Origin of the sequence: Propionivibrio dicarboxylicus (assembly GCF_900099695.1) — a bacterium.
Lineage (GTDB): Bacteria > Pseudomonadota > Gammaproteobacteria > Burkholderiales > Rhodocyclaceae > Propionivibrio > Propionivibrio dicarboxylicus.
In genome coordinates, this window is record NZ_FNCY01000013.1 from 32779 (window position 1) to 55980 (window position 23202).

At 64.5% G+C, this 23202-nt stretch carries 24 protein-coding genes; 10 read left to right on the forward strand and 14 right to left on the reverse strand.

Annotated elements, in window-relative coordinates:
- The first annotated feature begins 17 nt into the window (after positions 1-17).
- The 4 genes from sigZ to BLR25_RS14385 all read left to right on the forward strand — a co-directional run bounded on the left by sigZ (position 18) and on the right by BLR25_RS14385 (position 2800).
- The gene (gene sigZ, locus BLR25_RS14370) at positions 18-587 is read left to right on the forward strand and encodes an RNA polymerase sigma factor SigZ (RefSeq protein ID WP_091938583.1); all 570 of its coding nucleotides are present in this window, start codon (positions 18-20) and stop codon (positions 585-587) included.
- 104 nt (positions 588-691) lie between these two features.
- Positions 692-1750: a permease gene (locus BLR25_RS14375; RefSeq protein ID WP_245715569.1), complete on the forward strand. Its 1059-nt coding sequence runs from the start codon at positions 692-694 to the stop codon at positions 1748-1750.
- 19 nt (positions 1751-1769) lie between these two features.
- Positions 1770-2540, forward strand: coding sequence for a pyrroline-5-carboxylate reductase family protein (locus tag BLR25_RS14380; RefSeq protein WP_091938584.1), 771 nt, complete (start codon positions 1770-1772; stop codon positions 2538-2540).
- 29 nt (positions 2541-2569) lie between these two features.
- Complete coding sequence (locus BLR25_RS14385; RefSeq protein ID WP_091938585.1) at positions 2570-2800, forward strand: thioredoxin family protein; 231 nt, start codon at positions 2570-2572, stop codon at positions 2798-2800.
- Here the strand turns inward: BLR25_RS14385 and BLR25_RS14390 are convergent.
- From BLR25_RS14390 to BLR25_RS14400, 3 genes are read right to left on the reverse strand one after another with little or no spacing between them, the layout of a single operon-like run.
- Positions 2797-3453, reverse strand: a complete 657-nt coding sequence (locus BLR25_RS14390; RefSeq protein ID WP_091938586.1) for a TorD/DmsD family molecular chaperone — start codon at positions 3451-3453, stop codon at positions 2797-2799. The two genes, BLR25_RS14385 and BLR25_RS14390, sit on opposite strands and share 4 nt — an antisense overlap.
- A gap of 54 nt (positions 3454-3507) precedes the next feature.
- Positions 3508-4284, reverse strand: coding sequence for a 4Fe-4S dicluster domain-containing protein (locus BLR25_RS14395; protein ID WP_091938587.1), 777 nt, complete (start codon positions 4282-4284; stop codon positions 3508-3510).
- 23 nt (positions 4285-4307) lie between these two features.
- The gene (locus tag BLR25_RS14400) at positions 4308-6866 is read right to left on the reverse strand and encodes a molybdopterin-dependent oxidoreductase (RefSeq protein ID WP_091938667.1); all 2559 of its coding nucleotides are present in this window, start codon (positions 6864-6866) and stop codon (positions 4308-4310) included.
- Positions 6867-7158: 292 nt separating this feature from the next.
- Between BLR25_RS14400 and BLR25_RS14405 the strand changes: the two genes are divergently transcribed.
- Genes BLR25_RS14405 through BLR25_RS14415 form a run of 3 tightly spaced genes read left to right on the forward strand, consistent with a single transcriptional unit; the run spans position 7159 to position 10791 of the window.
- Positions 7159-8016 carry a substrate-binding domain-containing protein gene (locus BLR25_RS14405; RefSeq protein WP_218122758.1) on the forward strand — a complete coding sequence of 286 codons (858 nt, stop codon included), beginning with the start codon at positions 7159-7161 and terminating at the stop codon, positions 8014-8016.
- Positions 8016-9458, forward strand: a complete 1443-nt coding sequence (locus BLR25_RS14410) for a sensor histidine kinase (RefSeq protein WP_091938588.1) — start codon at positions 8016-8018, stop codon at positions 9456-9458. The genes BLR25_RS14405 and BLR25_RS14410 overlap by 1 nt, the downstream gene beginning before the upstream one ends.
- Positions 9448-10791: a sigma-54-dependent transcriptional regulator gene (locus BLR25_RS14415; RefSeq protein WP_091938589.1), complete on the forward strand. Its 1344-nt coding sequence runs from the start codon at positions 9448-9450 to the stop codon at positions 10789-10791. The genes BLR25_RS14410 and BLR25_RS14415 overlap by 11 nt, the downstream gene beginning before the upstream one ends.
- Before the next feature lie 49 nt (positions 10792-10840).
- On the opposite strand, the gene BLR25_RS14420 is transcribed toward BLR25_RS14415, so the two are convergent.
- From BLR25_RS14420 to BLR25_RS21795, 3 genes are read right to left on the reverse strand one after another with little or no spacing between them, the layout of a single operon-like run.
- Positions 10841-11029 carry a hypothetical protein gene (locus tag BLR25_RS14420; RefSeq protein WP_091938590.1) on the reverse strand — a complete coding sequence of 63 codons (189 nt, stop codon included), beginning with the start codon at positions 11027-11029 and terminating at the stop codon, positions 10841-10843.
- 10 nt (positions 11030-11039) lie between these two features.
- Positions 11040-12194: a putative sulfate/molybdate transporter gene (locus BLR25_RS14425; RefSeq protein ID WP_091938591.1), complete on the reverse strand. Its 1155-nt coding sequence runs from the start codon at positions 12192-12194 to the stop codon at positions 11040-11042.
- Positions 12187-12315 (reverse strand): hypothetical protein, encoded by a 129-nt coding sequence (locus tag BLR25_RS21795; RefSeq protein ID WP_281245586.1) that lies wholly within the window; start codon positions 12313-12315, stop codon positions 12187-12189. The genes BLR25_RS14425 and BLR25_RS21795 overlap by 8 nt, the downstream gene beginning before the upstream one ends.
- Positions 12316-12367: 52 nt before the next feature.
- Between BLR25_RS21795 and BLR25_RS14430 the strand changes: the two genes are divergently transcribed.
- Complete coding sequence (locus BLR25_RS14430) at positions 12368-12763, forward strand: hypothetical protein (protein ID WP_091938592.1); 396 nt, start codon at positions 12368-12370, stop codon at positions 12761-12763.
- 110 nt (positions 12764-12873) lie between these two features.
- Here the strand turns inward: BLR25_RS14430 and moeA are convergent, their stop codons facing one another.
- Genes moeA through BLR25_RS14465 form a run of 7 tightly spaced genes read right to left on the reverse strand, consistent with a single transcriptional unit; the run spans position 12874 to position 19042 of the window.
- Positions 12874-14142, reverse strand: a complete 1269-nt coding sequence (gene moeA / locus BLR25_RS14435; RefSeq protein ID WP_091938669.1) for a molybdopterin molybdotransferase MoeA — start codon at positions 14140-14142, stop codon at positions 12874-12876.
- Between the two features lie 22 nt (positions 14143-14164).
- Positions 14165-14992, reverse strand: coding sequence for an ABC transporter substrate-binding protein (locus tag BLR25_RS14440; protein ID WP_091938593.1), 828 nt, complete (start codon positions 14990-14992; stop codon positions 14165-14167).
- Positions 14968-15687 carry an ATP-binding cassette domain-containing protein gene (locus BLR25_RS14445; RefSeq protein ID WP_091938594.1) on the reverse strand — a complete coding sequence of 240 codons (720 nt, stop codon included), beginning with the start codon at positions 15685-15687 and terminating at the stop codon, positions 14968-14970. Before BLR25_RS14445 ends, BLR25_RS14440 begins: the two co-directional genes overlap by 25 nt.
- Positions 15687-16382, reverse strand: a complete 696-nt coding sequence (locus tag BLR25_RS14450; RefSeq protein WP_091938595.1) for an ABC transporter permease — start codon at positions 16380-16382, stop codon at positions 15687-15689. The genes BLR25_RS14445 and BLR25_RS14450 overlap by 1 nt, the downstream gene beginning before the upstream one ends.
- Before the next feature lie 54 nt (positions 16383-16436).
- Entirely contained in the window at positions 16437-18314 is a 1878-nt protein-coding gene (locus BLR25_RS14455; protein WP_176785909.1) for an aldehyde ferredoxin oxidoreductase family protein, read from the reverse strand.
- Between the two features lie 23 nt (positions 18315-18337).
- Complete coding sequence (locus BLR25_RS14460; RefSeq protein WP_091938597.1) at positions 18338-18685, reverse strand: MoaD/ThiS family protein; 348 nt, start codon at positions 18683-18685, stop codon at positions 18338-18340.
- A gap of 39 nt (positions 18686-18724) precedes the next feature.
- Complete coding sequence (locus BLR25_RS14465) at positions 18725-19042, reverse strand: 4Fe-4S dicluster domain-containing protein (protein ID WP_091938598.1); 318 nt, start codon at positions 19040-19042, stop codon at positions 18725-18727.
- Positions 19043-19598: 556 nt separating this feature from the next.
- Between BLR25_RS14465 and BLR25_RS14470 the strand changes: the two genes are divergently transcribed.
- A complete protein-coding gene (locus tag BLR25_RS14470; protein WP_143009873.1) occupies positions 19599-21503 on the forward strand; it encodes a sigma 54-interacting transcriptional regulator in 1905 nt (634 codons plus the stop codon).
- Positions 21504-21560: 57 nt separating this feature from the next.
- On the opposite strand, the gene BLR25_RS14475 is transcribed toward BLR25_RS14470, so the two are convergent.
- The gene (locus tag BLR25_RS14475) at positions 21561-21755 is read right to left on the reverse strand and encodes a hypothetical protein (protein ID WP_143009874.1); all 195 of its coding nucleotides are present in this window, start codon (positions 21753-21755) and stop codon (positions 21561-21563) included.
- A gap of 94 nt (positions 21756-21849) precedes the next feature.
- Between BLR25_RS14475 and BLR25_RS14480 the strand changes: the two genes are divergently transcribed.
- On the forward strand, positions 21850-23202 hold the full coding sequence (locus tag BLR25_RS14480) for a hypothetical protein (protein WP_245715570.1): 1353 nt from the start codon (positions 21850-21852) through the stop codon (positions 23200-23202).

Sequence of the window (23202 nt, forward strand, 5' to 3'; positions counted from 1 at the left end):
TTGTGACAGAATGGGATATGGACGCAACTTCCGCCTTTACCTGCCTTAATCGGGCCTGGCACACCCACAGGACCGAGATCAGGAGTTTTCTGAGTCGTCGCATTGCCGACAAGGCAGAGACCGATGATCTCCTGCAGGATGTCTTCCTGAAAGCCCTGCTGCTGGGTCGGTCGTTTTGCACGATCGACAATCCGCGTGCATGGCTGTTTCAAGTGGCCCGCAACATGCTGATCGACCGGCTCCGACTCACGCGCGAGCAGGTACCCTTGCCCGACGACCTGCTCGCCGCCACCGAGTCTTCGATGGACACCGTGGATGCGCTGACCCAGTGCTTGCCGAGAGTCCTGTCGGAATTGACTGCCGAGGATCGCGAAGCCATCGTCCTATGCGACCTCTCTGGCGTCACCCAGCAGGAATTCGCCGACCGTGCCGGAATCTCCCTGCCGGCGGCGAAATCGAGGGTGCAACGCGCACGGCGTCGCTTGCAGTCACGCATGGTCGATGCCTGCCAGGTCAAATTCGACGAACACGGAAAAATCTGCTGCTTCGTTCCGCGACCGCCGCTGGGCGAAACGCCGAAGGTCTGAACCCCAGCCCCGGCCTGAACGGAGCACTCAATCCGTTCAGGCTGCATCCTTTTTCCACCTGATTCGTCTACCTCTGCAAACCGACACACTATCCGGAGACTGAAATGCTCACAGATTCGATGACGAATGCCCACAAGGCGAAGCCCGGCCTCAATGGCTGGCTGGCGATGATTGCCATCGCCACCGGCGCCTGGTTCGCCATCTACAGCCACCTGACCGACTTCGCCGATGCGCTGATCGGCATGCTGGGACTCAGTCGCGAGACGCGACTCGGCGAGGCGATCCACTTCTTCAGCTATGACACGCCCAAGGTACTGATGCTGCTGGTCGGCGTCGTCTTCGTCATGGGCATCGTCCAGACCTTCTTTGTCCCGGAGCGCACCCGTGCGCTGCTCTCGGGCAAGCGACTCGGCCTTGGCAACGTGCTGGCGGCGACGCTCGGCATCGTCACGCCGTTCTGCTCCTGCTCGGCCGTGCCGCTATTCATCGGCTTCCTGTCGGCCGGCGTCCCGCTCGGCGTGACCTTCTCGTTCCTGATCTCGGCGCCGATGGTGAACGAAGTCGCGCTGGTGCTGCTGTTCGGGATGTTCGGCTGGAAAGTCGCCGGCCTGTATCTCGGCCTGGGGCTGCTGGTCGCCATCGTTTCCGGCCTGGTCATCGGCGCGCTCAAGATGGAAAAGCACCTCGAAGACTGGGTGCAGAAGCTACAGTCGGGGGCCGACCTGCCCGCCAGCACCTTCTCGATGAGCTGGGTCGAACGCTTCGAAGCCGGTTGGGCGCACGTCAAACAAATCGTCGGCAAGGTCTGGCCCTACATCCTGCTCGGCATCGGACTCGGCGCGGCCATTCACGGCTATGTCCCCGAAGACCTGATGGCCAGCTTCATGGGACGCGATGTCTGGTGGGCCGTCCCCGCCGCCGTCGTGCTCGGCGTGCCGATGTACTCCAATGCCGCAGGCATCATTCCCGTAGTCGAGGCGCTGATCGGCAAGGGCGCCGCGCTCGGCACGGTGCTGGCCTTCATGATGGCGGTGATCGCGCTCTCGGCGCCCGAGATGATCATCCTGCGCAAGGTCTTGAAGCCGCGCCTGATCGCCGTCTTCGCCGGCGTCGTGGCCACCGGCATCCTGATGGTGGGTTATGTGTTCAACGCAATTTTCTGACCTATAACAAGGAGCTCAAATGTTCAATTCAGTGAGTTTCATCGGTGCCGGGCGAATCGCCCGCATCATGCTCGGCGGCTGGCAACGTGCCGACGCGCTGCCGTCAAGGATTCTTGTCGTCGACGCCAATCCGGACGCCGTCGCCGCACTGCAGGCGGACTATGCAGAGGTCATCGCGGCGACGCTGGACGAGGCCGCTCAGGCCGATCTCGTTTTCGGCGCCTTGCATCCGCCGGCGCTGAACGAGGTGCTTCCGCTGATCGCCGGTGCGCTCAAGCCGACGGCCGTCTTCTGTTCGCTGGCGCCGAAGATCAAACTGGCGGCCTTGCAGGAGAAGCTTGCCGGTTTCAAGCGCCTGGCGCGAATGAACCCGAATGCGCCGAGCATTATTGGCGAAGGCTATAACCCGGTTTCCTTCGCACCGGAATTGCCGGGTCCCGCACGCGACGATCTGCTGGCCTTGTTGAAGCCGCTCGGACAAAGTCCGGAAGTCGATGAGCGGCTGCTCGAAACGTATGCCGTCATCAGCGCCATGGGGCCGACCTATTTCGGCTTCCAGTTTGCCGAAGTCGAACGGCAGGCGAAGAGCTTCGGCCTGGACGCATCGGCAGCACGCGCGGCCATGCACGCCATGCTGATCGGTACCGTGGACACGCTGTTCGCGAGCGACGTGCCGAGAGACAAGGCGCTCGACCTGGTTCCGGTCAGGCCGATGGCGGAATATGAACCCGACATCGTCGGCATGCTGCAACGCCAGATCGGCGGAATCCACGCCAAACTGAGCAGTTAGAATTTCAATTTATTGAGGAGATTTTCAGGATGAAAGACGTCAAGATTCTCGGCACCGGCTGTGCCAACTGTCGTAACACTTACGCCCTCGTCGAGGCCGTCGCCAAGGAGAAAGGCGTTGCCGTCACCCTGGGCAAGGTCGAGGACTTCCCGTCGATCGCCGCTTACGGCGTCATGTCGACGCCGGGCGTCGTCATCGACGGCGTCGTCGTTCATGCCGGCGGCGTACCGAGCCGGGAAAAAGTGGAGGGCTGGTTCTAGGGCAATACGACGGACGACTGGCGCGCACGCAGGTCTTCGCCGGCCTTTCGCATGAACGCGGCGGTCATCGCCGCGAGATCGCGATAGAAGCTGCATTGGGCGTTTTGCCGTAACGCGTCGACGAAGGCGCCGAGCCAGGCATCGGTATGCCGCGTCTGAAGCGACCATTGCAGCGCCTGCGCGTGCGCTTGCATTTTCGCGTCGCCGTTTTGCCGTGCCGCCGCTTCCTGGAAGAACAGCGTATAGAGGAACTCCAGCTCGACCGCGAGGTGGTCGGGCAAGTCACGGAAGTCCGGATCGACGACGAAACCGCCATCGTCATACAGTTCGATCAGCGCCTGGACCGAATCCATGGGATCGTCGCTGTTCTTGTCGCGCCAGGCCGATTCATAGGGCGGCGCGAGCGTGTGTCCCGGCCCCAGAAACAATTTCGCGTAGTCGACGAGCAGGCTGTCGATGCGCTCGCTCTCGAACGACCGCTTGAGCTGCATCGCCTGCGCCGCCAGGGCCGGATCGAGCGACTCGGCGGCCATCCGCAAGGCATCGAAAAGCCTTTCCTCAACGAACTCAGGGCCAGGCTCGTAGTAACAGGCCGAGAGAAGACGGCACAGGTCTGCTTTCGCAACCACGGACTGGAAATCGCTATCTGACATTCAGGCCCCCAAAAAAAGGGCGAGGAACCCTCGCCCAATGATGCATCGCCTGACTTACAGGCGCGGACTGTACTTCCCGACATAATAGACGCTCGGCCTCGTTCCGGCCTCGGGCTTCAGGACAAAACTCTTCGTCGCCGACAAGCGCTTCGAGACGTTTGAATTGGGATCGTCGAGATCACCGAAGATTCTCGCCTCCGCCGGACACGCCTCCACACAGGCCGGCTGCAGCCCGTTCAGGGTACGGTGGGCACAGAAGGTGCATTTTTCGACGATACGCTGCTTGCGCAGCGGCCCGACGTCTTTCGATTCGAACGCATTCATCGACGGCACCGGCACCCCGGCCTTCTGCGCCGTTTCGACGCCGGAAGCCGTCACACCGGCCAGCATGGGTGTCGCGTCCTCCCACTTCGGCTGCGTCTTGCCATACCGGTTGTTGTAGCTGATGACGCTATACGCCTCGCCGTTGAAGCTGGCCGCGCCCAATTCCTCGACACTGTAGGGACAGGCTTCCTGGCATTCCCGGCAGCCGATGCACAGGGACGGATCGTGCATCGTGATGCCTTCGGGCGTCTTGTACATGGCCTTATTGGGCTTGACCGGACACGCCTCGACGCAGGCCGCATCGGCGCAGTGATTGCACAGGACCGGCATCACCCAATGCGTCGTGTTCGGGAATTTTCCTTCCGTCCGCATGATGAAATCAGCCCAGTTGAAGCTCTGGCCGTTCTCCTCGTCACGATCCCGCGTATTGTTTTCCGCCTTGCACGCCAGGGCGCAGGCACTGCAACCCACGCAACGCTGCAGGTCGATAACCATTCCGAATTTCATATCGTTCTCCTTCAGCGCGCCGCTCAGGCAGCGACTTTTTCGACACGGACGCCGGTGAATCCGCCGTTGCGCGCGGTAGCGCCGCTCAGCCGGTCGTAGTCATCCACCAGGATTTCGTTGTTGTTTCCGCCGCGAGGCGCCTTGCCGTAGTCCTTGGCGGCGACGCGACCATACGCCCAGTGCCCCTGTCCATAACACTTGGTGACGGTGCCCGGACGCACGCCCTCCCAGAGCTTGAGCCGGGTGACGATGCTGCCCGCCGGCGACGTGATCTTGACCCTGTCGCCCGACTTGAGCCCCAGTTTCGCGCCATCCGACGGATGCATCTTCAGCACGTCGTCCCACGACACATCGCCCGGATCGACCTTCTTGAATTCCTGATACCAGGCAGTGTTGGCCGAGCGCCCCTCGCGGTTGAGCCGCGACTTGTAGTCGATGAAGTCGAACGGATACTCCGACACGCTGCCATTGCGCTTCGGCGGTTCGTAGTGCGGCACGAAAGCGAGATCGCCGCGCGCCACATAGCCCGAGACGGTGAGAATGTCATCGACCGTCGTTTCATATTTCTTGGCATGCGCAAGCAAACCCTTCTTGGCCGTCTCGCTGTAGAACTCGAATTTCTTCGTGGCCGTGGCGAACTTGCCGCCCCAGCCTTTTTTCAGGCTGTACTTCGGTCCGCTGAACATGCCCTTGGCACGGAAATCATCCCAGCTCTTGATCGGGGCATCGCCCTTCAACGGCTCTTTTGGCTTCCAGATTGCCGAACTGCTGATCTTCGTCGTGATGATCGCGAACTCCAGCGCGCTGGTCGCCGTCTTCCCGGTTTCGGGATCCTTGAACTCTTTCGAGTAGTAGTCGAAGAGATTCGAAAAGCCCTTCTGCTTGAGCTTCTCGGCGAGCAGCCACATGACTTCGGATTCTTCCTGCTTGACGTCCCACAGCCGCTTCACCGCGCCTTGCTGGATCGAGACATAGCCATGGCCATTGCCCATATTGGAGACCACCGACCATCCTTCGGCGGCGTTGAAGGTCGCCGGCAACACGATATCGGCGAACTGCGTCATTTCCGAGGCATTGGTGACCATGTGGACGAAGAACGGCACCTTGGCCATCACGGCATCCCAGCGCAATGCGCCGGTCGCCGAGAAATTGAAGTTCGACCACGACGACAGGAAGACCTTGACCGCGCCGGGATCTTTCAAGAGGCCGTTGGCGACATTGTTGGTCACCACGCCGCTGCCCGGTTGCGCATTCATCATCGCCGGCATGTCTTTGGCGCCCCGGCCGTCGAGTTTCTTGCCCTTGCTGGCGGTTTTCGCCAGATCATCGACGTAGGCGTCGGCCTTGGGGAAAGCGGTGACCGGCGCACTGCTCGACTGCCAGACGCCGCCTTCGACATCGATCGACCCGAGAATGCCGTTGAGCGCATGAACGGCCATTGCCGAATAGGTTCCGCGCGGCGTCATGGCGGCGCCCGGCCCCATCCAGACGGCCGTTTTCGGCGCGGCCTTGCCCATCATTTTCGCCACGCGAACGATTTGTTCGGCGGGAATCAACGTTTCCTTTTCCGCCCAGGCCGGCGTGCGATCCTTGAGTTCCAGGTTCCACCACTTGATCAGGCCGAAGGTCTCCTTTTCCACGAACTCGTCTTCGCCGACCGTCTGCCCGGCCTTGAAACCGCCCCAGAAGCTCTTGAAGTCGCCGACGAATTCCTTGTTCCACAGTCCCTCGGTCAGCAGGACGTGGGCGATGGCGCAGGCCAGCGCGCCGTCCGCCCCGGGCTTGATCGGCAACCATTCGTGCGCCTTCGCCGCGACGTTGGACAGGCGCGGATCGACCGCAATGACGCTGCCGCGCGCCAGAATCTCATGGAAGTAGTGGATGGTGTTCGGCACCATCCGGTTGGAGGCCAGCGGATCGGTCCCCCAGAGCACCAGGCACTGGGTCTTCGGCAGATCGTAATCGCGATAGCCGAAGAACCCCTGGGTCAGCCCCGGCCCCATCTTTTCGGCCTCGGCGCACAGCGCGCTGTGCGAGAAATAGTTGCCCGTGCCGAACACCTTGGGCAGCGTGCCGTAGAGCAATTCCGTGGACGTCGACGAATAGCGGCCGCGCATGTACAGGAGCTTGTGCGTTTCGTTGGCCCGCCGCAATTCCATCATCTTCTCGGCAACGGTGTCGAGCGCTTCGTCCCAGCTGATCGGAACGAACTTGGGATCGACGCCGCGCCCCTTCTGCGGATTGGTCCGCTTCATCGGCACCTTGATGCGGTCGGGATCGTAAACCTGCTGGGTGATCAGGTGGCCGCGCGGACAGCAGTACCCGTGATTGGTCTTGGAAAGCGGATTGCCGCGAACGCGCACGCCGCGACCGTCCTGCACGTAAATCTGGATGGCGCACCACTGCGTACAGCCCTGGCAGGTGCTGGCGATCCACTCGCCTTTGGCCGGGCTGCCGCCGTTCGACTTGCGCGGGATCAAAGCGGCTGAAGCCGGCTTGACCGGCCCGGTGGAGCATCCGGCGGCCAGCAGCCAGGTCGTCGCCGCCGAAAGCTGTATGAATGAACGTCGCGTGAGTTTCATCTGATCGCTCCCCTTGCTATACATGGTCTTGATGACAAACTCCCTGCAAGGAACGGACCACCGACACCGGCGCAACACTCACCCAGCGAAAGAGCCCACCCGGGTTTCCCTAAGCACCTGTTTTTGCGCGATGAATAATTTTTCGCCAAGAATCGCCACGGCGATCATCACAAAGATCACCCGCTGATCTTCTGTTCGTCGCCGATATTGGTTACTATTTGGTAACAACAAAACCCTGCATGCCGTTACGATCCGGTAACAGCGCCACAATAAAATTGCCAAGGAGGTCTGAATGGGGCTTGAGCGTTTGTTGCGATTGTGCCTCGCCGTCTGGGTGCTGACGGCCTCGACCATTGGCATGGGCGCTGAATGGACGCGCCCCATTCGCGTTGGAATGACACCGGCATTCCTGCACGACCAGCACGCGATGCTCGCCGAATGGAAACTCTACCTGCAGAACGAACTCAAGCGCCCTGTCGTCTTCGTCCAGCGCGACAGCTATCAGGAAACCATGGACCTGATCCACAAGGGGAAACTCGATTTCGCCTGGCTCTGCGACTACCCCTACATCGCCCTGGGCCGACTGGTGAAGATCCTCGCGGTCGCATCCTACCGGCAACAGCCGATCTATCACTCCTACCTGATCGTTCCGAGTTCAGATACCCACACCCGTTCGATCCTCGACCTGAAAGGCAAGGTCTTTGCCTACGCCGCCCCCCAGTCGAACACCGGCTATGTCGTCCCGCGCTACCAGTTGAGAAAGGCCGGCGTCGATGCGAACACATTTTTCCGGAAGACTTTTTTCACCTGGTCGCACAGCAAGGCGATCCGGGCGGTGGCGAGCGGTCTGGCACAGGGCGCCGCCATCGACAGCTACGTCTGGGACAGCCTGCAGAAAGTCGATCCCAAGCTGGTGGCCAAGACCAGGATCGTCTGGACATCCGAGCCCTTCGGTTTCCCGCCGATCGTGGCTGACCACGCCGTTTCCAAGGCGGATTTCCAGGCATTTCAAAACGCGCTGTTCCGCATGAAGGACGATCCCGCCGGCCGCGCCCTGCTTGACAAACTCAACCTCGACGGTTTCGTCGAGGGCACGCCCAGCCTCTACAAAGGGGTGACCGACATGATGCGCGAACTCGGCGATCTCTGATGCTGTTCAACCTCAGCCTGCGCATCAAGCTGCCGCTACTCGGCGCTGCCCTGATCCTGGTCACGGCGCTGGCGCTGTCGACTTCGTTTCTCTATCAAACCTGGGAGGCGGTGCGCCGCGACACCTTCAAGAACCTCAACGACCTCGGCCAGACAATGTCGAGGGCATTATTCCCGGCCTTGCTGCACGACGATATCTGGCGGGCCTACGAGACGGTGTCGCTGCCCTTCAAGGACAGCGAATCGGCGCAGGCGGAAAGCCTCATCGTGCTCGATGCGAAGCGGCGGGTCTTTGCCTCCTCGCACCCGGAAAAGCATCCCGTACTCAGCGAACTCGCCTCGCTCGGCGCCGATTTCGCGACGCTCGACCGCGACATCGCCGCCCATCCCGAGGACCAGATATTGACGGTGGAGCGGGACAGCGCGACGCATCTCTTCATTGTCATACCGATCGAGAGCGATACCATCCGGCTCGGCTCGCTGATCGTCTCCTACGACAACGCCTGGATCCGGCAGCGCTTCATCGAGTTCATCGAACGCGCCGCCTGGATCACGCTGCTGATCCTCGCCGTGCTGCTGCCGATCAACTGGTATTGGGGCCGGCGCATGGTCGCCCCGCTGCAGGAAGTCACCGACCGGCTCAGCCAGATCAGCGGCGGCGAGCCGCCGCCGCTCGATCCCAAGCTCTACCCGTACAACGACGAGGTCGGTGCGCTCTACCTGGCCTACGGGCAACTCGTCGAAGAGATGAAGGAAAAAATCGTGCTGAAGCGTGAAGTCGTCAAGCACGAGCGCATGGCCGCGGTCGGCCGGCTGACGGCCAGCATCGCCCACGAGATCAACAACCCGCTCGGCGGCCTGCTCAACGCGGTAAGCACGCTGAAACGCTATGGCTCGGCCGATCCGCTCAACCAGAAAACGATCAGCCTGCTCGAACGCGGCCTCACGCAGATCAAGGAGACCGTCGCCGCCCTGCTCGTCGAAGCCAAGATCACCAGCCGGCAACTGACGCCGCACGACCTCGAAGACGTCCGCGTTCTCGTCTCTCCCGGCGCGCATGCGCAAAACACCCGACTGCTCTGGAAAACGGCGCTCTCGGCGGCAGTGCCGCTGCCCTCGACGCCGATCCGCCAGTTGCTCATCAATCTGACGCTCAACGCCATCCAGGCGGCCGGCAACGACGGCCAGGTCGAGGTCAACCTCCATGCCGGCGAAACCGAATTGCAGATCGTCGTCGAAAACGATGGCGAGGGCCTCTCGCCGGCAGTGCGCGAGCGGCTGTTCGAGCCTTTCGCCCAGGTCTCCGAACATGGCAACGGCCTCGGCCTGTGGGTCTGTTACCAAATCGTAACGCAGCTCGACGGCAGCATCCGGGCCGAATCGGCAGGTCCGCTCACCCGATTCGTCGTCACCCTACCGCTAAGTGAATCCAGTGAACGCTAACACCACCCGAATCTGTCTCGTCGAAGATGACGAAATCATGGGCGAATCGCTCGTGGATCGCTTCTCCCTGGAAGGCTTCCCCTGCGACTGGCACCGAAACGCCAGGGATGCGGAAACGGCGCTGGTCTCGCGCGACTACCTGCTCGTCATCTGCGACATCCGTCTTCCCGGCGTTTCCGGCGACGCGCTCTTCGCCAAGCTGCTGGCCGAACACGTCGCCTTGCCGCCCTTCATCTTCGTCACCGGCGCGGGCGACATCGATACGGCGGTGACGCTGCTGAAGCAAGGGGCGCACGATTACATCACCAAGCCCTTCGACCTCGATGCGCTGATGACCCGCATCCGCAGCATCGCCGCGACGAAGAGCGAGGATGCCGCGGTCTCGCTCGGCGCTTCCCCGGCCATGCGTCACGTCGTCTCGCTGCTGCCGCGCCTGGCGGCGAGCAATTCGACCGTGCTGATCACCGGCGAATCCGGCGTCGGCAAGGAACGCATCGCCCGAACGCTGCACAACATGGCCGGCGAGCAGCGGCCCTTCGTCGCCGTCAATTGCGGCGCGCTGACCGAAACGCTGCTCGAAGCCGAACTCTTCGGCTACGTCAAAGGCGCCTTCACCGGCGCCATCCGCAGCAAGAAAGGCGTCTTCGAACAGGCCGACGGCGGCACCCTGTTTCTCGACGAGATCGGCGACATGTCGCTGACGATGCAGACCAAGCTGCTGCGCGCCATCCAGGAGCGCAGCGTGACCAAGGTCGGCGGCGAGACGGCGACGCCGGTCGAGCTGAAACTCATCTGCGCGACGCACCGCGACCTCAAGGAGATGGTCACCGACGGGACCTTCCGCGAGGACCTGTACTACCGCGTCAACGTGGTGCAACTGCGGATTCCGCCGCTGCGCGAACGACGCGAGGACATTCTCTGGCTGGCCCGGCTGTTCCTGGCGGAGATCGCCGGCCCGAACAAGAAACCGCCGGTGCTCACCGCCGCCGCCGAACAGGCCTTGCTCCGCCATGCCTGGCCGGGAAATGTGCGCGAACTGCGTAACACCCTGGAACGGGCCAGTCTGCTGACCGAGGGCCGCAGCATCTCGATGGAGCACCTGTTCGACTCCCCGGCCCCGACCGCCAGCGAAGATCCCGACCCTCGGGGCAGCTTGCGCGACCATCTCGACGCCTGCGAGCGCGACTACATCGTTCGGGTGCTGAATTCCTGCAACTGGCAGATCCAGGGCGGCGCCGACCTGCTCGGCATCAGCCGCAAGAATCTCTGGGAAAAAATGCGCCGGCTCGGAATCGAGAAGACGACACCGGCATCGACCGACCAGGTCGGGTGAGGATCAACGCGGCGCCCTTTCGGATGCCGCGGTTACAATGCCAAAAGCATCAGCGTCCCGGTTCGATCGGGACGCCCGCCTCGCAGGGCTCGCGGTAGCGGCAGCGGGCACATTGACCGGTGCAGCCGGTCCATTCATCCGATGCCGGCGCGGACGCCGGCGTCTCGCGCTCGATGGCGCCAGGCAGCGACTCAGCGACACCGCCGCTCATGCGTTCATCATCCGATGCGGGCATCATCGCCACGACCTCAGGCCCGGATCCAGCCGCGTCGGGCTGCCCACACGAACAGGCAGCCGTAGAGCGCGGCGATGCCGACATGCCAGGTCGCCAATGCTGCCGTCGTCAGCACGACGAAGCGGCCGCCGCGTTCGGCGTCCTGCGTGCGTCCGCTGATCGCCAGTTCGGCGCCGGCGAGGAAGAGCACGACGCCGAGCACCGGCGCCGGAAAGAGTTGCAGGATCAGCAGCAGCGAGTCGCCGAAGCAAAGCGCCAGCACCACCAGCAGCCCGCCGAGCAGGATCGAGGCGCCGCCGGTGCGGGCGCCGAAACGGACATGCCCGGCCATGCCGCCGGCACCATGACACATCGGTATGCCGCCGATCGCACTCGCCCAGACATTCATCAGCCCGGTCGTCAGCGCGACGCGGCGCACCTCGATCGGCCGGTCGGCGAATTCCCGGTTGTTCTCATCGACGAGCGCGACGAGGCCGTTGCCGAAGGTCAGCGGCAGTTGCGGCAGCGCCAGGAGCAGCGCGCCCTGCCAGAGATCGTTCGCCGCGAGCGATGGCCAGGCGAAGGACGGCAGGCGGAAGTCGGGACGGATCAGCGCCAGCCGGTCGGCCAGCGTCGGCTGCGCGCACAGCGCCACGGCAACGCCGATGAGCAGCAGCACCAGCATCGCCGGCAGGCGCGAGCGCGCCAGCAGTACCAGCGCGACAACAAGGACCGCCGCCGCCAGCCAGGCGTTCTGCCCCATCATCCCGATGCCCTCGCGCATGAAGCTCAAACCGAGTCCCATGACGATGCCGATCAGCACCTGCGCCGGCACGAGGCGCGCGAGCTTCGTCGCCAGCCCGGAAACGGCAAGCAGCAACCAGAAGACACCGGTGACAAGGCCGGCACCGACGACCGTCGCCGGCGTCAGCACGGCGCTGCCAGCGGTCTGCGCGATGGCGATGGCGCCGATCGCCTTCATCGGCTGCACCGGCACCGGCGTGCGATAGACAAGACCGGCGGCGATCAGCGCACCACCGACGCCGAGCAGCAGCCCGGTCGGATCGACCTTGAGGATCGAGACATAGGCGACGACAAACGGAATCAGCGTGCCCAGGTCGCCGAAGGCACCGGCGAGTTCGGCCAGGTCGAAGCGGTTGCGCCCGCCGGCCGGGATCGCGTCAGCCATCGCAGGACTCCGGCGCGCCTGCCGCCACGCTTTTCTCCACACTCAGCCGCCGCTGTCCCTCGAGGTCGATTTCTGGCAGCATGATGTGCCGGCTGTCGCGCATCAAGCGTTTGTCATCCATGCCTCCGCTCCCTTCATCTTGTTTTTAGTTCTCTTGTGCTTCGCGTCCCGCCATGTCTTCCGCCAAACCGCCCGCCCCGCCGAACGAGAAACCCGAGCGCCGCGACCCGCCGCTGCGCCGCTGGCTCAACGTCGCCTGCCGCAGCCTCCATGTCGTCGGCATCATCCTGCTCGGTGCCGCGCTGCTGGCCGGCACCTCGACAAGGTCCGGCGCGCTGCTGACGGCGGCTTCCGGCCTCGGCATGCTGGCCCTCGACACCTGGCGCAAGCCGGCGCATTTGCTCGAAGTCTCCGGTCTCGGCGTCCTCGCCAAGCTGCCCTTCGTCGCGCTGGCGGCCCTCATCCCGTCGGCATCGCTCGGACTGTTCTGGTCGATTGTCGTCGTTTCCATGGTGCTCTCGCACGCGCCGGCGGCCTTCCGGCATCGGCGACTCTTCATGCGCCACTGACGCCCGGCGTGTGCCGGCCCGCGCGCCGCGACCGGATCGTCTTCCGCCGCCGCGCCCGCTGCCGGATTTCTTTTTTCTTCCTGTCGTTCTCCCCGTATTCGCCGCGCCGCTCAGCAGCCCGGCGACAAGCCCTCGAAGGGCTGCACGCTGACGATGTCGCCGGGCGACACCGAGGCGCAGTCCTCGGGCAAGACGATGAAGCAGTTGGCCTCGGTCATCGAGCGCAAGACGCCCGAGCCCTGATTGTCGGTGGTGCGCACTTCCCACTGGCCATCGACGGCGCAGAGCACGCCGCGCTGGTACTCGCGCCGGCCGTGCGGCTTGCGGATCGAACAGGCGGCACGCACCTTCACTTCGAGCGGCAGCGGCGAGACGTCGCCGCCGGCGAGCTTGAGCAGCGCCGGCCGCGCGAACTGGCTGAAACTGACCATCACCGACACCGGGTTGCCCGGCAGGCCAAACAGCCAGGCCTTGCCGACGCGGCCAAAGGCCATCGGCCGCCCCGGCTTGACGTTGACCTTCCAGAACTTGACCTCGCCCGACTTGGCCAGGATCTCCTTGACGAAATCGGCCTCGCCGACCGACACGCCGCCACTGGTGATGATCGCATCGGCTTGCGTGGCCGCTTCGTTGAGCGTCTGTTCGAGTTGTTCCGGCTGGTCGGGCACGACGCCCTTGTCGATGATGTCGGCACCGAGCCGGCTGAGCAGGCCGAACAAGGTGTAGCGGTTGCTGTCGTAGATCTGGCCCGGCGCCAGCATCTGGCCGATCGAGGCCAGTTCGTCGCCGGTCGAGAAATAGGCGACGCGCAGGCGACGCTTGACCTCGACTTCGGCAACGCCGAGCGAGGCGATGACGCCGAGTTCGGCCGCGCCGATGCGCTTGCCGGCATGCAAGGCAACGACGCCGCGGGCGAGATCCTCGCCGGCATAGCGGATGTTCTTGCCGCGCGCCTGCCCCGGCGGAATGACGACGAGATCGCCGCCCTCTCCGACTTCCAGACGCGTGAGTTCCTGCTCGACGACGAGGTCGGCGCCGGCCGGCAGCACGGCGCCGGTCATGATGCGTACCGCCTGGCCCTTGCCAACGAGGCCCGAGAACGGCCGGCCGGCGAAGGCGGTGCCGACCACGGCCAGCGAGGTCTCGGCGTCCGCGGCCAGGCTGTCGGCGCGGAGCGCGTAGCCGTCCATCGCCGAATTGTCGTGCGCCGGCACGTCATAGGGCGAGGTCACGTCGGCGGCGAGGATGCGCCCGAGCGCGGCGCGCAAGGGAACGCATTCGCTGCCGCTGATCGGCGTCACCGCCGAGAGCATGTAGTCGAGGGCCTGGGAAACGCTGAGCGCGGCGTTTTCGCCGTCGCCGGAAGATTTCGGTGTCATTGCCATGAAGGAGTCTCTGTAATCACTTTTTCGAGTTCGGGAAGAAGACCTGCTGCCCGTCGGCGCGGAAGCTCGCGATCGCCTCGCGTCCGGTGTCGGACGTCAGCCAGTCGCTGAACTGCTGCGCCGCGCGCGCCTTGACGTGCGGATGCCGCGCGGGATTGACCGGAATGACGCTGTAAGGATTGAACAAGGCCGGATCGCCGTCAAGCACCATGACGAGTTCGCGACGGTTCTTGAAAGCGCCCCAGGTGGCGCGGTCGGCCAGCGTATACGCGTTGATCGCCGCCGCCATGTTCAGCGTCGGCCCCATGCCGCTGCCGGTTTCCTTGTAGCCCGGCAAGGCCTTGGGATCGATGCCGGCAGCCTTCCACAGGCGCAACTCGGCCGCGTGCGTGCCGCTCTTGTCGCCGCGCGAGATGAAGCCCTGGCCGCTGGCCGCGATCGCCTTGAACGCACCCTGGGCGCCGCCCGCCGCAGCGAGCCTGGCCGGGTCGTCCTTGGGACCGACAAAAATGAAGTCGTTGTACATCACATCCTTACGTTGCGTGCCAAAGCCCTCGGCGACGAATTTCTCCTCCGCCTCGCGGTCATGAACGAGCAGGACGTCGGCATCGCCCCGGCGACCGATGTCGATCGCCTGGCCGGTACCGACGGCAACGATTCTGACCTTGATTCCGCTCGCTTGTTCAAAACGCGGGATGATCCACGAAAACAGGCCGGATTGTTCGGTCGAGGTGGTCGAGGCGACCACCAGGGTTTCTTCTGCCGCCAGCGGCAGCGATGCCGCCAGGGTAAGTCCGAGTCCGAGGCCGACACCGGCCATCAGCGATCGAATGCGATTCGCCATGGAAGTTCTCCTTGCAAAAAGGCCCGCGCCGCGGGCGACTGAGGTTGGGAAAAGAAGCGCCGCACCGGCACGTGTTCCTGCACACAGCCGTCGGCGAGAAAGACGATGTCATCGGCGAGGCGCTGCGCCTGGCCGAGGTTGTGGGTGGTCATCAGGATCTTGGCGCCGTCGGTGCGGATCTCGCGGATGATGCGCTCGACCGCCTCGGTGGCGCTCGGGTCGAGGCTCGCGGTCGGTTCGTCGAGCAGCAGCATGCGCGGACGCAGCGCCCAGGCGCGGGCCAACGCGAGCCGCTGACGCTCGCCGCCCGAGAGCAGGCGCGCGCTTTCGTCGAGGCGATGGGCCAGTCCGACGCGTTCGAGCACCTCGCGCGTACGGGCGTGCCGCGCGGCACGTTCGCCGCCCTGCGCGGCGAGGGCAAATTCGACGTTACGAAAAACCGACAGGCGCAAGAGCGCCGGATGCTGGAAGACCATGGCCAGGCGGCCGTTCGGCTGGTCGCGCCCGTTCCAGTCGATGCGGCCGGCGCTCGGCGCGAGCAGGCCGGAGAGCAGCCGCAGCAAGACGGTCTTGCCGCTGCCGTTAGGACCGAGGATGACACTGATGCCGTCGCCCGAGAGATCGAGGTCGAGGTCCTGCAACACCGTCTGCCGCTCCGGACGAAACGCCAGCCCCTGCACCCTGAGCGGAAACATCAGCCGACCCTTCGCAGCGCCCAGCAGCGCAGACCGTACGCCAGGGCATTGAGCATCAGGATCAGGCAGATCAGCACCATGCCGAGCGCGATCGACAGCGCCAGATTGCCCTTGCTGGTTTCCAGCGCGATCGCCGTCGTCATGACGCGCGTGAATCCGTCGATATTGCCGCCGACGATCATCACCGCGCCGACTTCCGACATCGCCCGCCCCAGCCCGGCCAGCGCCGCCAGCGACAGGGAAAAACGGCAATCGGCGATGAGCAGGACGACGGCATCCCAGCGACGCACGCCGATGAGCGTGAGTTCGGGGGCATAGTCGTTCCAGGCATCCTCGACGATCTGGCGGCTCACCGCCGCGATCAGCGGCACCACCAGCAGCGTCTGGGCGAAGATCATCGCCGCCGGCGAGAAGAGCAGTCCGAACTCGCCGAAGGGGCCGCTGCGCGACAGCAGCAGATAGACGATGACGCCGACGACGACCGAGGGCAGCCCCATCATCGCATTCAACACGACGATCAGCGCCCCGCGGCCGGGAAAGCGCTGCACCGCGATCGCCGCCCCGACCGGCACGCCGATCAGCACGCCGATCGCCAGCGCGCTCAGGCTGACGCGCAGCGAGAGCGCGACAATGGCCAGCAGCTGGTAGTCGACAACGACCACCAGCCGCAAGGCTTCGAACAATGTCTCCGTCATCGACGACGGCCGGCGTGGCCGGCACACGCGGTGCCGGCCACGCCCTGCGGATCGTCAGAAATCGTCAATCGCGAACTCCAATCCCAACTCCTTGAGCTTGGCGGGCGTCGGGTTACCTGTTTTCTTGTCCCAACCGCGATACTCGTAGTAATCGTCCTTCAGGCGTTCGAGCGTCTCGCGACTGATGACACTGCCCTTCATCGGCCCCTCGGGGATCGGTTCTTCCATGAAGCGGATCGGCAACTGGTCGTAGTCGCGCGTGAAGCCTTCGCGCGCCGACAGGCAGCGTATCATGTTCCACTGGCGCTCGGCGATTTTCCGCGCTTCGTCATATGACAGGTTCCAGTCGGTGATGGCGTTGAGCGCCTCGATCTGGTTCTGGCTGATCTTGAGCGGTCCCCAGATCGGCTCGCCGAGATGGCACAGGCCCATCGAGTCGGCGAAGATCAGCCAGTGGTTGACCTCGACCGCCAGCGCGCCCTTGCCTTCGAGTACCTTGCGGTCGACGAGACCGCTCTTCTCGGCGGTCGGCCGGATGTCGTGGTGGCTGCCGCCGCGCGGCCCGGTGGCATAGCCGACGGCGCAGGCAGGGAAGGGACGGCAGGTATGCCCGGCCCATTCGATACCCTTGTTCTGCATGGCGAAACGTTCGGTTCCCTTGCCGACGATGCGAGCCGCTTCGCGCGTGCCCTTGGCCAGCAGCGCGCCGATGCCCGGCTCGTTGCGACCGATCTTCTCGAGCACCTCGATCATCGCGTCGGCATTGCCGAAGCGCAGGTCGATGCCATCGGTATCGTCCCTGGTCAGCATGCCCTTTTCATAGGCTTCCATGGCCCAGGAAATGCACACCGACGCCGAGATCAGGTCGATGCCGTATTCGTCGCAGAGTTCGTCGGCCTTGCACAAGGCTTCCATGTTATCGACGGCGCAGCAGCTGCCGAAGCCATAGATCGTCTCGTAGTCGGCGCCGTTGATGATCGACTTGTAGGGGCCGTCGGGGACGACGCTGTACTTGGTGCAGTTGATCGAGCAGGCCATGCAGGCGCGGTTGCCCTTGACGATCTTCTCCTTCATCGCCTCGCCGGTGATGTTCTGCATGCCTTCGAACACCTCGGTCTGCCAGTTGCGCGTCGGCAGGATGCCGGCGTCGTTCATCGAGGCGACGTTGCGCGGCGTGCCGTAGCTCGACAGCCCCTGGATCGCCGGCGTCGTGGCAACGAGATCGTTGAGCCGCTGCGCCTTGTTATAAACGCCGAACATATTGGGCACGCTGACGCCGCCGGTGCCGCGCACCGCCATCGCCTTGAGGTTCTTCGAGCCCATCACCGCGCCGACGCCGCCGCGACCGGCGGCACGCATGTCGAGCAGGACCATGGCATAGGCGAGGCCGGCCTCGCCGGCAACGCCGATCGACGCGACGTGGATTTCGTCGTCGCCGATTTCCTTGCGGATCGCCGCCTGCGCGTGGAAGGTACTCTGGCCCCAGAGATGCCGCGCGTCGCGGATCTCGACCGTGCCGTCGTCGATCCACAGATAGACGGGATGCTCGGCCTTGCCCTCGATGATCATGCCGTCATAGCCGGCGGCCTTGAGCTCGGGCGCGAAGAAACCGCCGAAGCTGCTGTGGAAGAACGAACCGGTCGTCGGCGACTTGGCGCACAAGACGGCGCGCGAGGCGGTCGGCACCATCGTGCCATTGACCGGTCCGGTCATCATGATCAGCTTGTTTTCCGGCGCGAACGCATCGATCTTCGCCGGCACTTCGTCGTAGAAGATGCGGGCGGCGAGGCCGGCACCGCCGACGAAATCGCGGACCAGATCCTCGTACAGCGGTTCCTTGCCGATCGTGCCGCTGTCGAGATTGACCCGCAGAATCCAGCCGACATAACCCTGCCCCTGTATCTGCTTGCGCGTGCCGTTTTTCGTTTGCATCGTTTTATCCCCTGAACTCATGCTCAACCCCCGCCAATCGGGAAAATGAAGGCCACTTCACCGCCGTCCTCGATCGACCGGCCCATGTCGAAACGCGACCGGATGATTTCGTCATTGAGACGGATGAGGAAAGGCGTCATCGCGTTTTCCTCGCGATCCCAGAGCTTTTCCCTGAGATCCTCGCCGAAGCGCGCCAGCAGCGCGTCCATGACATCCTGCACGGTGCCGGGTTGGTCGACCTCGACATCGACATACTCGGCGCCCATGACGTCGCGGATCACCGAGAACGCCTTGAAGCGCACATGCGCCTTCGCGGCCATGCCGCTCAATCCTCCGCCGGGCGAAGCCCCGGCCTGCGTTTGCAATTGCATGAAATCCTCCGCAAGAGTGCTGTTGAATTCCTGACCGGCCTACTTGGCGCAGGTCCGCGCGAACCAGTCGCGCGCGATCGCCTTGGCCTGCGACACCGGCGGCCGCTCGGGCTTGGCCTCCATCTCCTTCCACTCGAGCGCCTTGGGCAGGCAGAAGCGGACGCAGACCGGGTTGTCGAAACAGTAGTCGCAGTTGTCGAGCAGCAAGGGCACCGGGATCTCCGGAATGTCGACGAGCGTCACCTTGATGCGCGACATGCGCGTATTGAAATTGCCGCCCTTGACGGCCGAGCAGGCCAGTTCGCACAGGCGGCAGCCCGTACACAGCGCCATATTCACTTCGATGTGTTTTGCCACGGCATTTCTCCCTCTCCCGATTCAAGACATGATCTTTTCCGCCGTGCCGGCCGGTGCGGACGTCGGCGCTGCAAAACTGCAACGCTCCGCCAAATTGAACTTAGAGCCTATTTCGGTAGGGCTCGCGGACCGCGTTGTCGATAGGGGCGGATGGATGCAAGGCGCGAGGCGCAGCGCATGGTTGTTCCATGCACAAGCGGAGCAACGCCGCAGACACCGCCCCTATCGGCAACCCGAAGGGCCGCTTCGTTGCGGGCGCATCGCTGCGTTGCGGTCGATTCGTGGAGAACAACTCCACTTCATCGCCCACGCCTTGCGCTGCCTCCCGCAGCGAAGCGGCGCGGCCCACGATCCCTACCGAAACAGGCTCTTATCGCAAGGAGCATGCCAATCGCAAGAAATCGACATAGGTCATTGACATCAAAGGAAAAAAGTCACAACCAGCATCAACAGCGCAAAAAATGCCGTTGCAATTTGCAGAAGCGCGTTGCAAACTGCAACAAAAAAACTGCAGTCATTCCTTCGGCATGGGATAAAAACAAGACGGAGAGACGGAGTGAAAGAAATCGTCGTGGTTGCACCGATCCGGTCGCTCGCCGACCTTGCCGGCGAGATCGTCGCCGACGCGCCCTTCGACAACGTCGACATCGTGCCCGGCACGCTCGCCGACGGCGTCGCCGCCGCCCGCGCGGCCATCGAGCAAGGCGCCCGCATCATCGTCTCGCGCGGCGGCACCTACGACCAGATCAAGGCCGAGGTGGCGATCCCGGTCGTCGAGATCAAGGTGTCCGCCTTCGATCTCATCGAGAGCCTCAAGAAAGTCCGGCAACACGGCCGCGACGAGCTCATCGGCATCGTCGGCCATCGCAACGTCATCAGCGGCGCCGACATCGTCGCCGACGCCATGGGCCTGCGCTCGGTCTCGGTCGAGGTCGACAGCCGCAGCGACGTCGCCGTCGAGGTCGACCAGCTCATCCGCCTCGGCGTCGGCACCTTCGTCGGCAACAGCAAGGTCGAGGCCGAGGCCCGGCGGCGCGGCTGCAGCGCCGTCTGGGTCCAGTCGGGGCGCCGGGCAATCCGCGAGGCCATCGACGAAGCCCAGCAGATCCTGCGCGCCGCCTGGCAGCAAAAGGAACGGGCGCAGCAATTCGCGACGATCATCGATTTCGTCCATGACGGCATCGTCGCCATCAACCGCGCCGGCGCCGTCACCGTCTTCAACAGCGCGTCCGAGAAAATCACCGGCGTCGGCCGGCTGTCGGCGCTCGGCCGCAACATCGCCGACGTCATTGCCAACACGCGCCTCACCACCGTCATGGAAAGCGGCCACCCCGAAATCGGCGACATCCAGCATATCGGCAACGACGTCGTCGTCGCCACCAACCGGGTGCCGGTCATCGTCGATGGCAAGGTCATAGGGGCGGTGGCGACTTACCAGGACGTCACCGAGGTCCAGCGTGTGGAGCAGAAGATCCGCACCCGCCTGCTCGAAAAGGGCTTCGTCGCCAAATACACATTCGATGACATCGTCCATCGCAGCGCGGCGATGGCCGAATGCATCCGCACCGCCCGCAAGTTCTCGGCCTACGAGGCCTCGGTGCTGATCTCCGGCCCGTCCGGCGTCGGCAAGGAACTGTTCGCGCAGAGCATGCACAACGCCAGTCCGCGCCGCAACATGCCCTTCGTCGCCATCAACTGCGCCGCCCTGCCCGAAACGCTGATCGAGAGCGAGCTGTTCGGCTATGTCGAGGGTTCCTTCACCGGCGCAGCGCGCAAGGGCAAGGCCGGCCTCTTCGAGATGGCGCACGGTGGCACCATCTTCCTCGACGAGATCAGCGAACTGCCTTATGCGCTGCAGGGCCGGCTATTGCGGGTGTTGCAGGAAAAGCAGGTGATGCGCCTCGGCGACAACAAGCTCATCCCGATCGATGTTCGCGTCATTTGCGCGAGCAACCGCGACCTGCGCGACCTGCTGCGCCAGAACCTGTTCCGCACCGATCTCTATTTCCGCATCGCCTTCCTCAACCTCTTCCTGCCGCCGCTCAACGACCGCATCGAGGACCTCGAACCGCTCTGCGCGCATTTCGTCGACGTGCTCTCGCGGCAATACCGCAAGGGCGCGGTCCGGCTCGGCGCCGAAGCGCTCGCCTTCCTGCAACGGCACAACTTCCAGGGTAACGTGCGCGAATTGCACGGCATGCTCGAACGCGCAATGGTCGTCTGCGACGGCGGCACGATCGGCATCGCCGACCTGACGGCGGTCCCCGCCGAGAATGCGCCGTACTGCAGCATCGACCGCCTGTCCTTCCCGGTCTCGGGACATACGCTGCGCGACGTCGAGCAAAGCTACATCCGCCACGTCTACCAGACCACCAACGGATCGATCAAGGATTGCAGCACGATCCTCGGCATCGACCGCACAACGCTATGGCGCCACCTGCGCAAGCAGTCGATGGCTTAGGAAAAGAAATGACGGGTGAAATGAATGGCGATGCCCGCGAACGCCGCGCCAGGCCGACTAGGCCATGCTCGACAGCGCCTGCGCCAGCGCATTGCCGCCGCTATCCGGCAAGGTGCCGGACATGCTCTCGATGCGAACCACATAGCCGCGCTCGCGCAGCTGCGACTGCCAGTAGTCGGCTTCTTCCCGGCTCTTCAACCACGGCCCGCGCTCCTGCTGCCGCCGCCCGGAATAGTCATTGACGAATGTCACCAAACGATACATCGAATACCTTTGCCACGATCACAACAGCCGGCGATTGTAGCGCCTCGTCGCCGCAAAAACTACATTTGGATACGCTGAACGCATGAACACCGACGCTCCCGCCAATCCGCCCCGCCCCGGTCAACCGCAGCGCCCGCCGACACAACGCCGCGCCGCGACGCTGCTGCTGACCGCCATGACCCTGCTGGCCGCCGTCTCCGGCATCGGCGTCGGCCTGCCGGTGTGGTGGGCCGGCATCGCCGCCTGGCTCGCCGCCGCGGTGCTCTGGCCGCAGCTCCCGAGCGCCCAGAAGCGGCAGGCGCTGCTGCTCGCCGGCGTCGGCGCGGCCGCCTTCGGCCTGACCCTGATGCGCGGCGGCAAACCGGTCTGGATCGGCCTGCTGACCCAGAACACAGCGCTGCTCGGCATGCTCGCCGCCGTCAGTTTCCTGCAGATGCTCGGCGCCTCCGACGATGCGCGCGAGGAACTGCCGACCGGACGCGGCGCGCTCTGGCGTTCGGCTGTCGGCGTACACCTGCTCGGCGCCGTCATCAACCTGTCGGCGCTCTTCATCATGGCCGACCGCGTCGGCCGCGGCGGCCATCCCAGCCAGCAGCAGGTGGCGCTGCTCTCGCGCGCCTACCTCGCAGCGGCCTTGTGGTCGCCCTTCTTCGCCGCCACCGCCGTGGCGCTCACCTACGCGCCCGGCGCCAGCCCCCTCGGCCTGATGCTCGCCGGCGCGACGCTGGCCGTCGTCCTCGTCTGGCTGGCCGGGCGCGACATCATCCGCGCCAGCGACGACCGCGCCGACAGCTTCGTCGGCTACCCGATGCACCCGCGTGCGCTGGCCTTGCCCGGCATCCTGGCAGCGGCCGTCTGGTGCGGGCACCTGGCGTTTCCCGGCTGGTCGATGCTGTCGGTGATCAGCCTCGCCTCGCTGCTGATGGTGTCGGCGACCCTGCTGCAACGACTCGGACCGGCACCGGCCGTCCGCGCCATCGCCACCCACGCCGGCCAGCGCCTGCCGGCCATGTCCGGCGAACTCGTGCTCTTTCTCGCCGCCGGCTGCTTCGCCAGCGGACTCGGTGCGCTGATCGACACCGGCGGCATCTGGATGCCCTTCTCCCGCTTCGGCGCCTTCGAAGCCGCCCTGGTACTGGCGGCGATGATCCTGCTCGCCGCGCTCGGCATCCACGCCGTCATCTCGATCACCATGGCCTCGACCTGGCTGGCGCCGCTGCATCCGGCGCCGACGCTGCTGGCGCTGCTCTTCGTGCAATCCTGGGCGATCGGCCTGGCTGCCGGCCCGACCTCGGGCACCAACCTGACGATCCAGGGCCGCTACGCCATCCCGTCGGTGACGATGGCACGCGGCAACCTGCGCTATTGTCTGCAGGCCTATGCCGCCGCCGTGCTGTGGCTGGTGATCCTGGCCAATTGGCCGATCGGCGCGTAG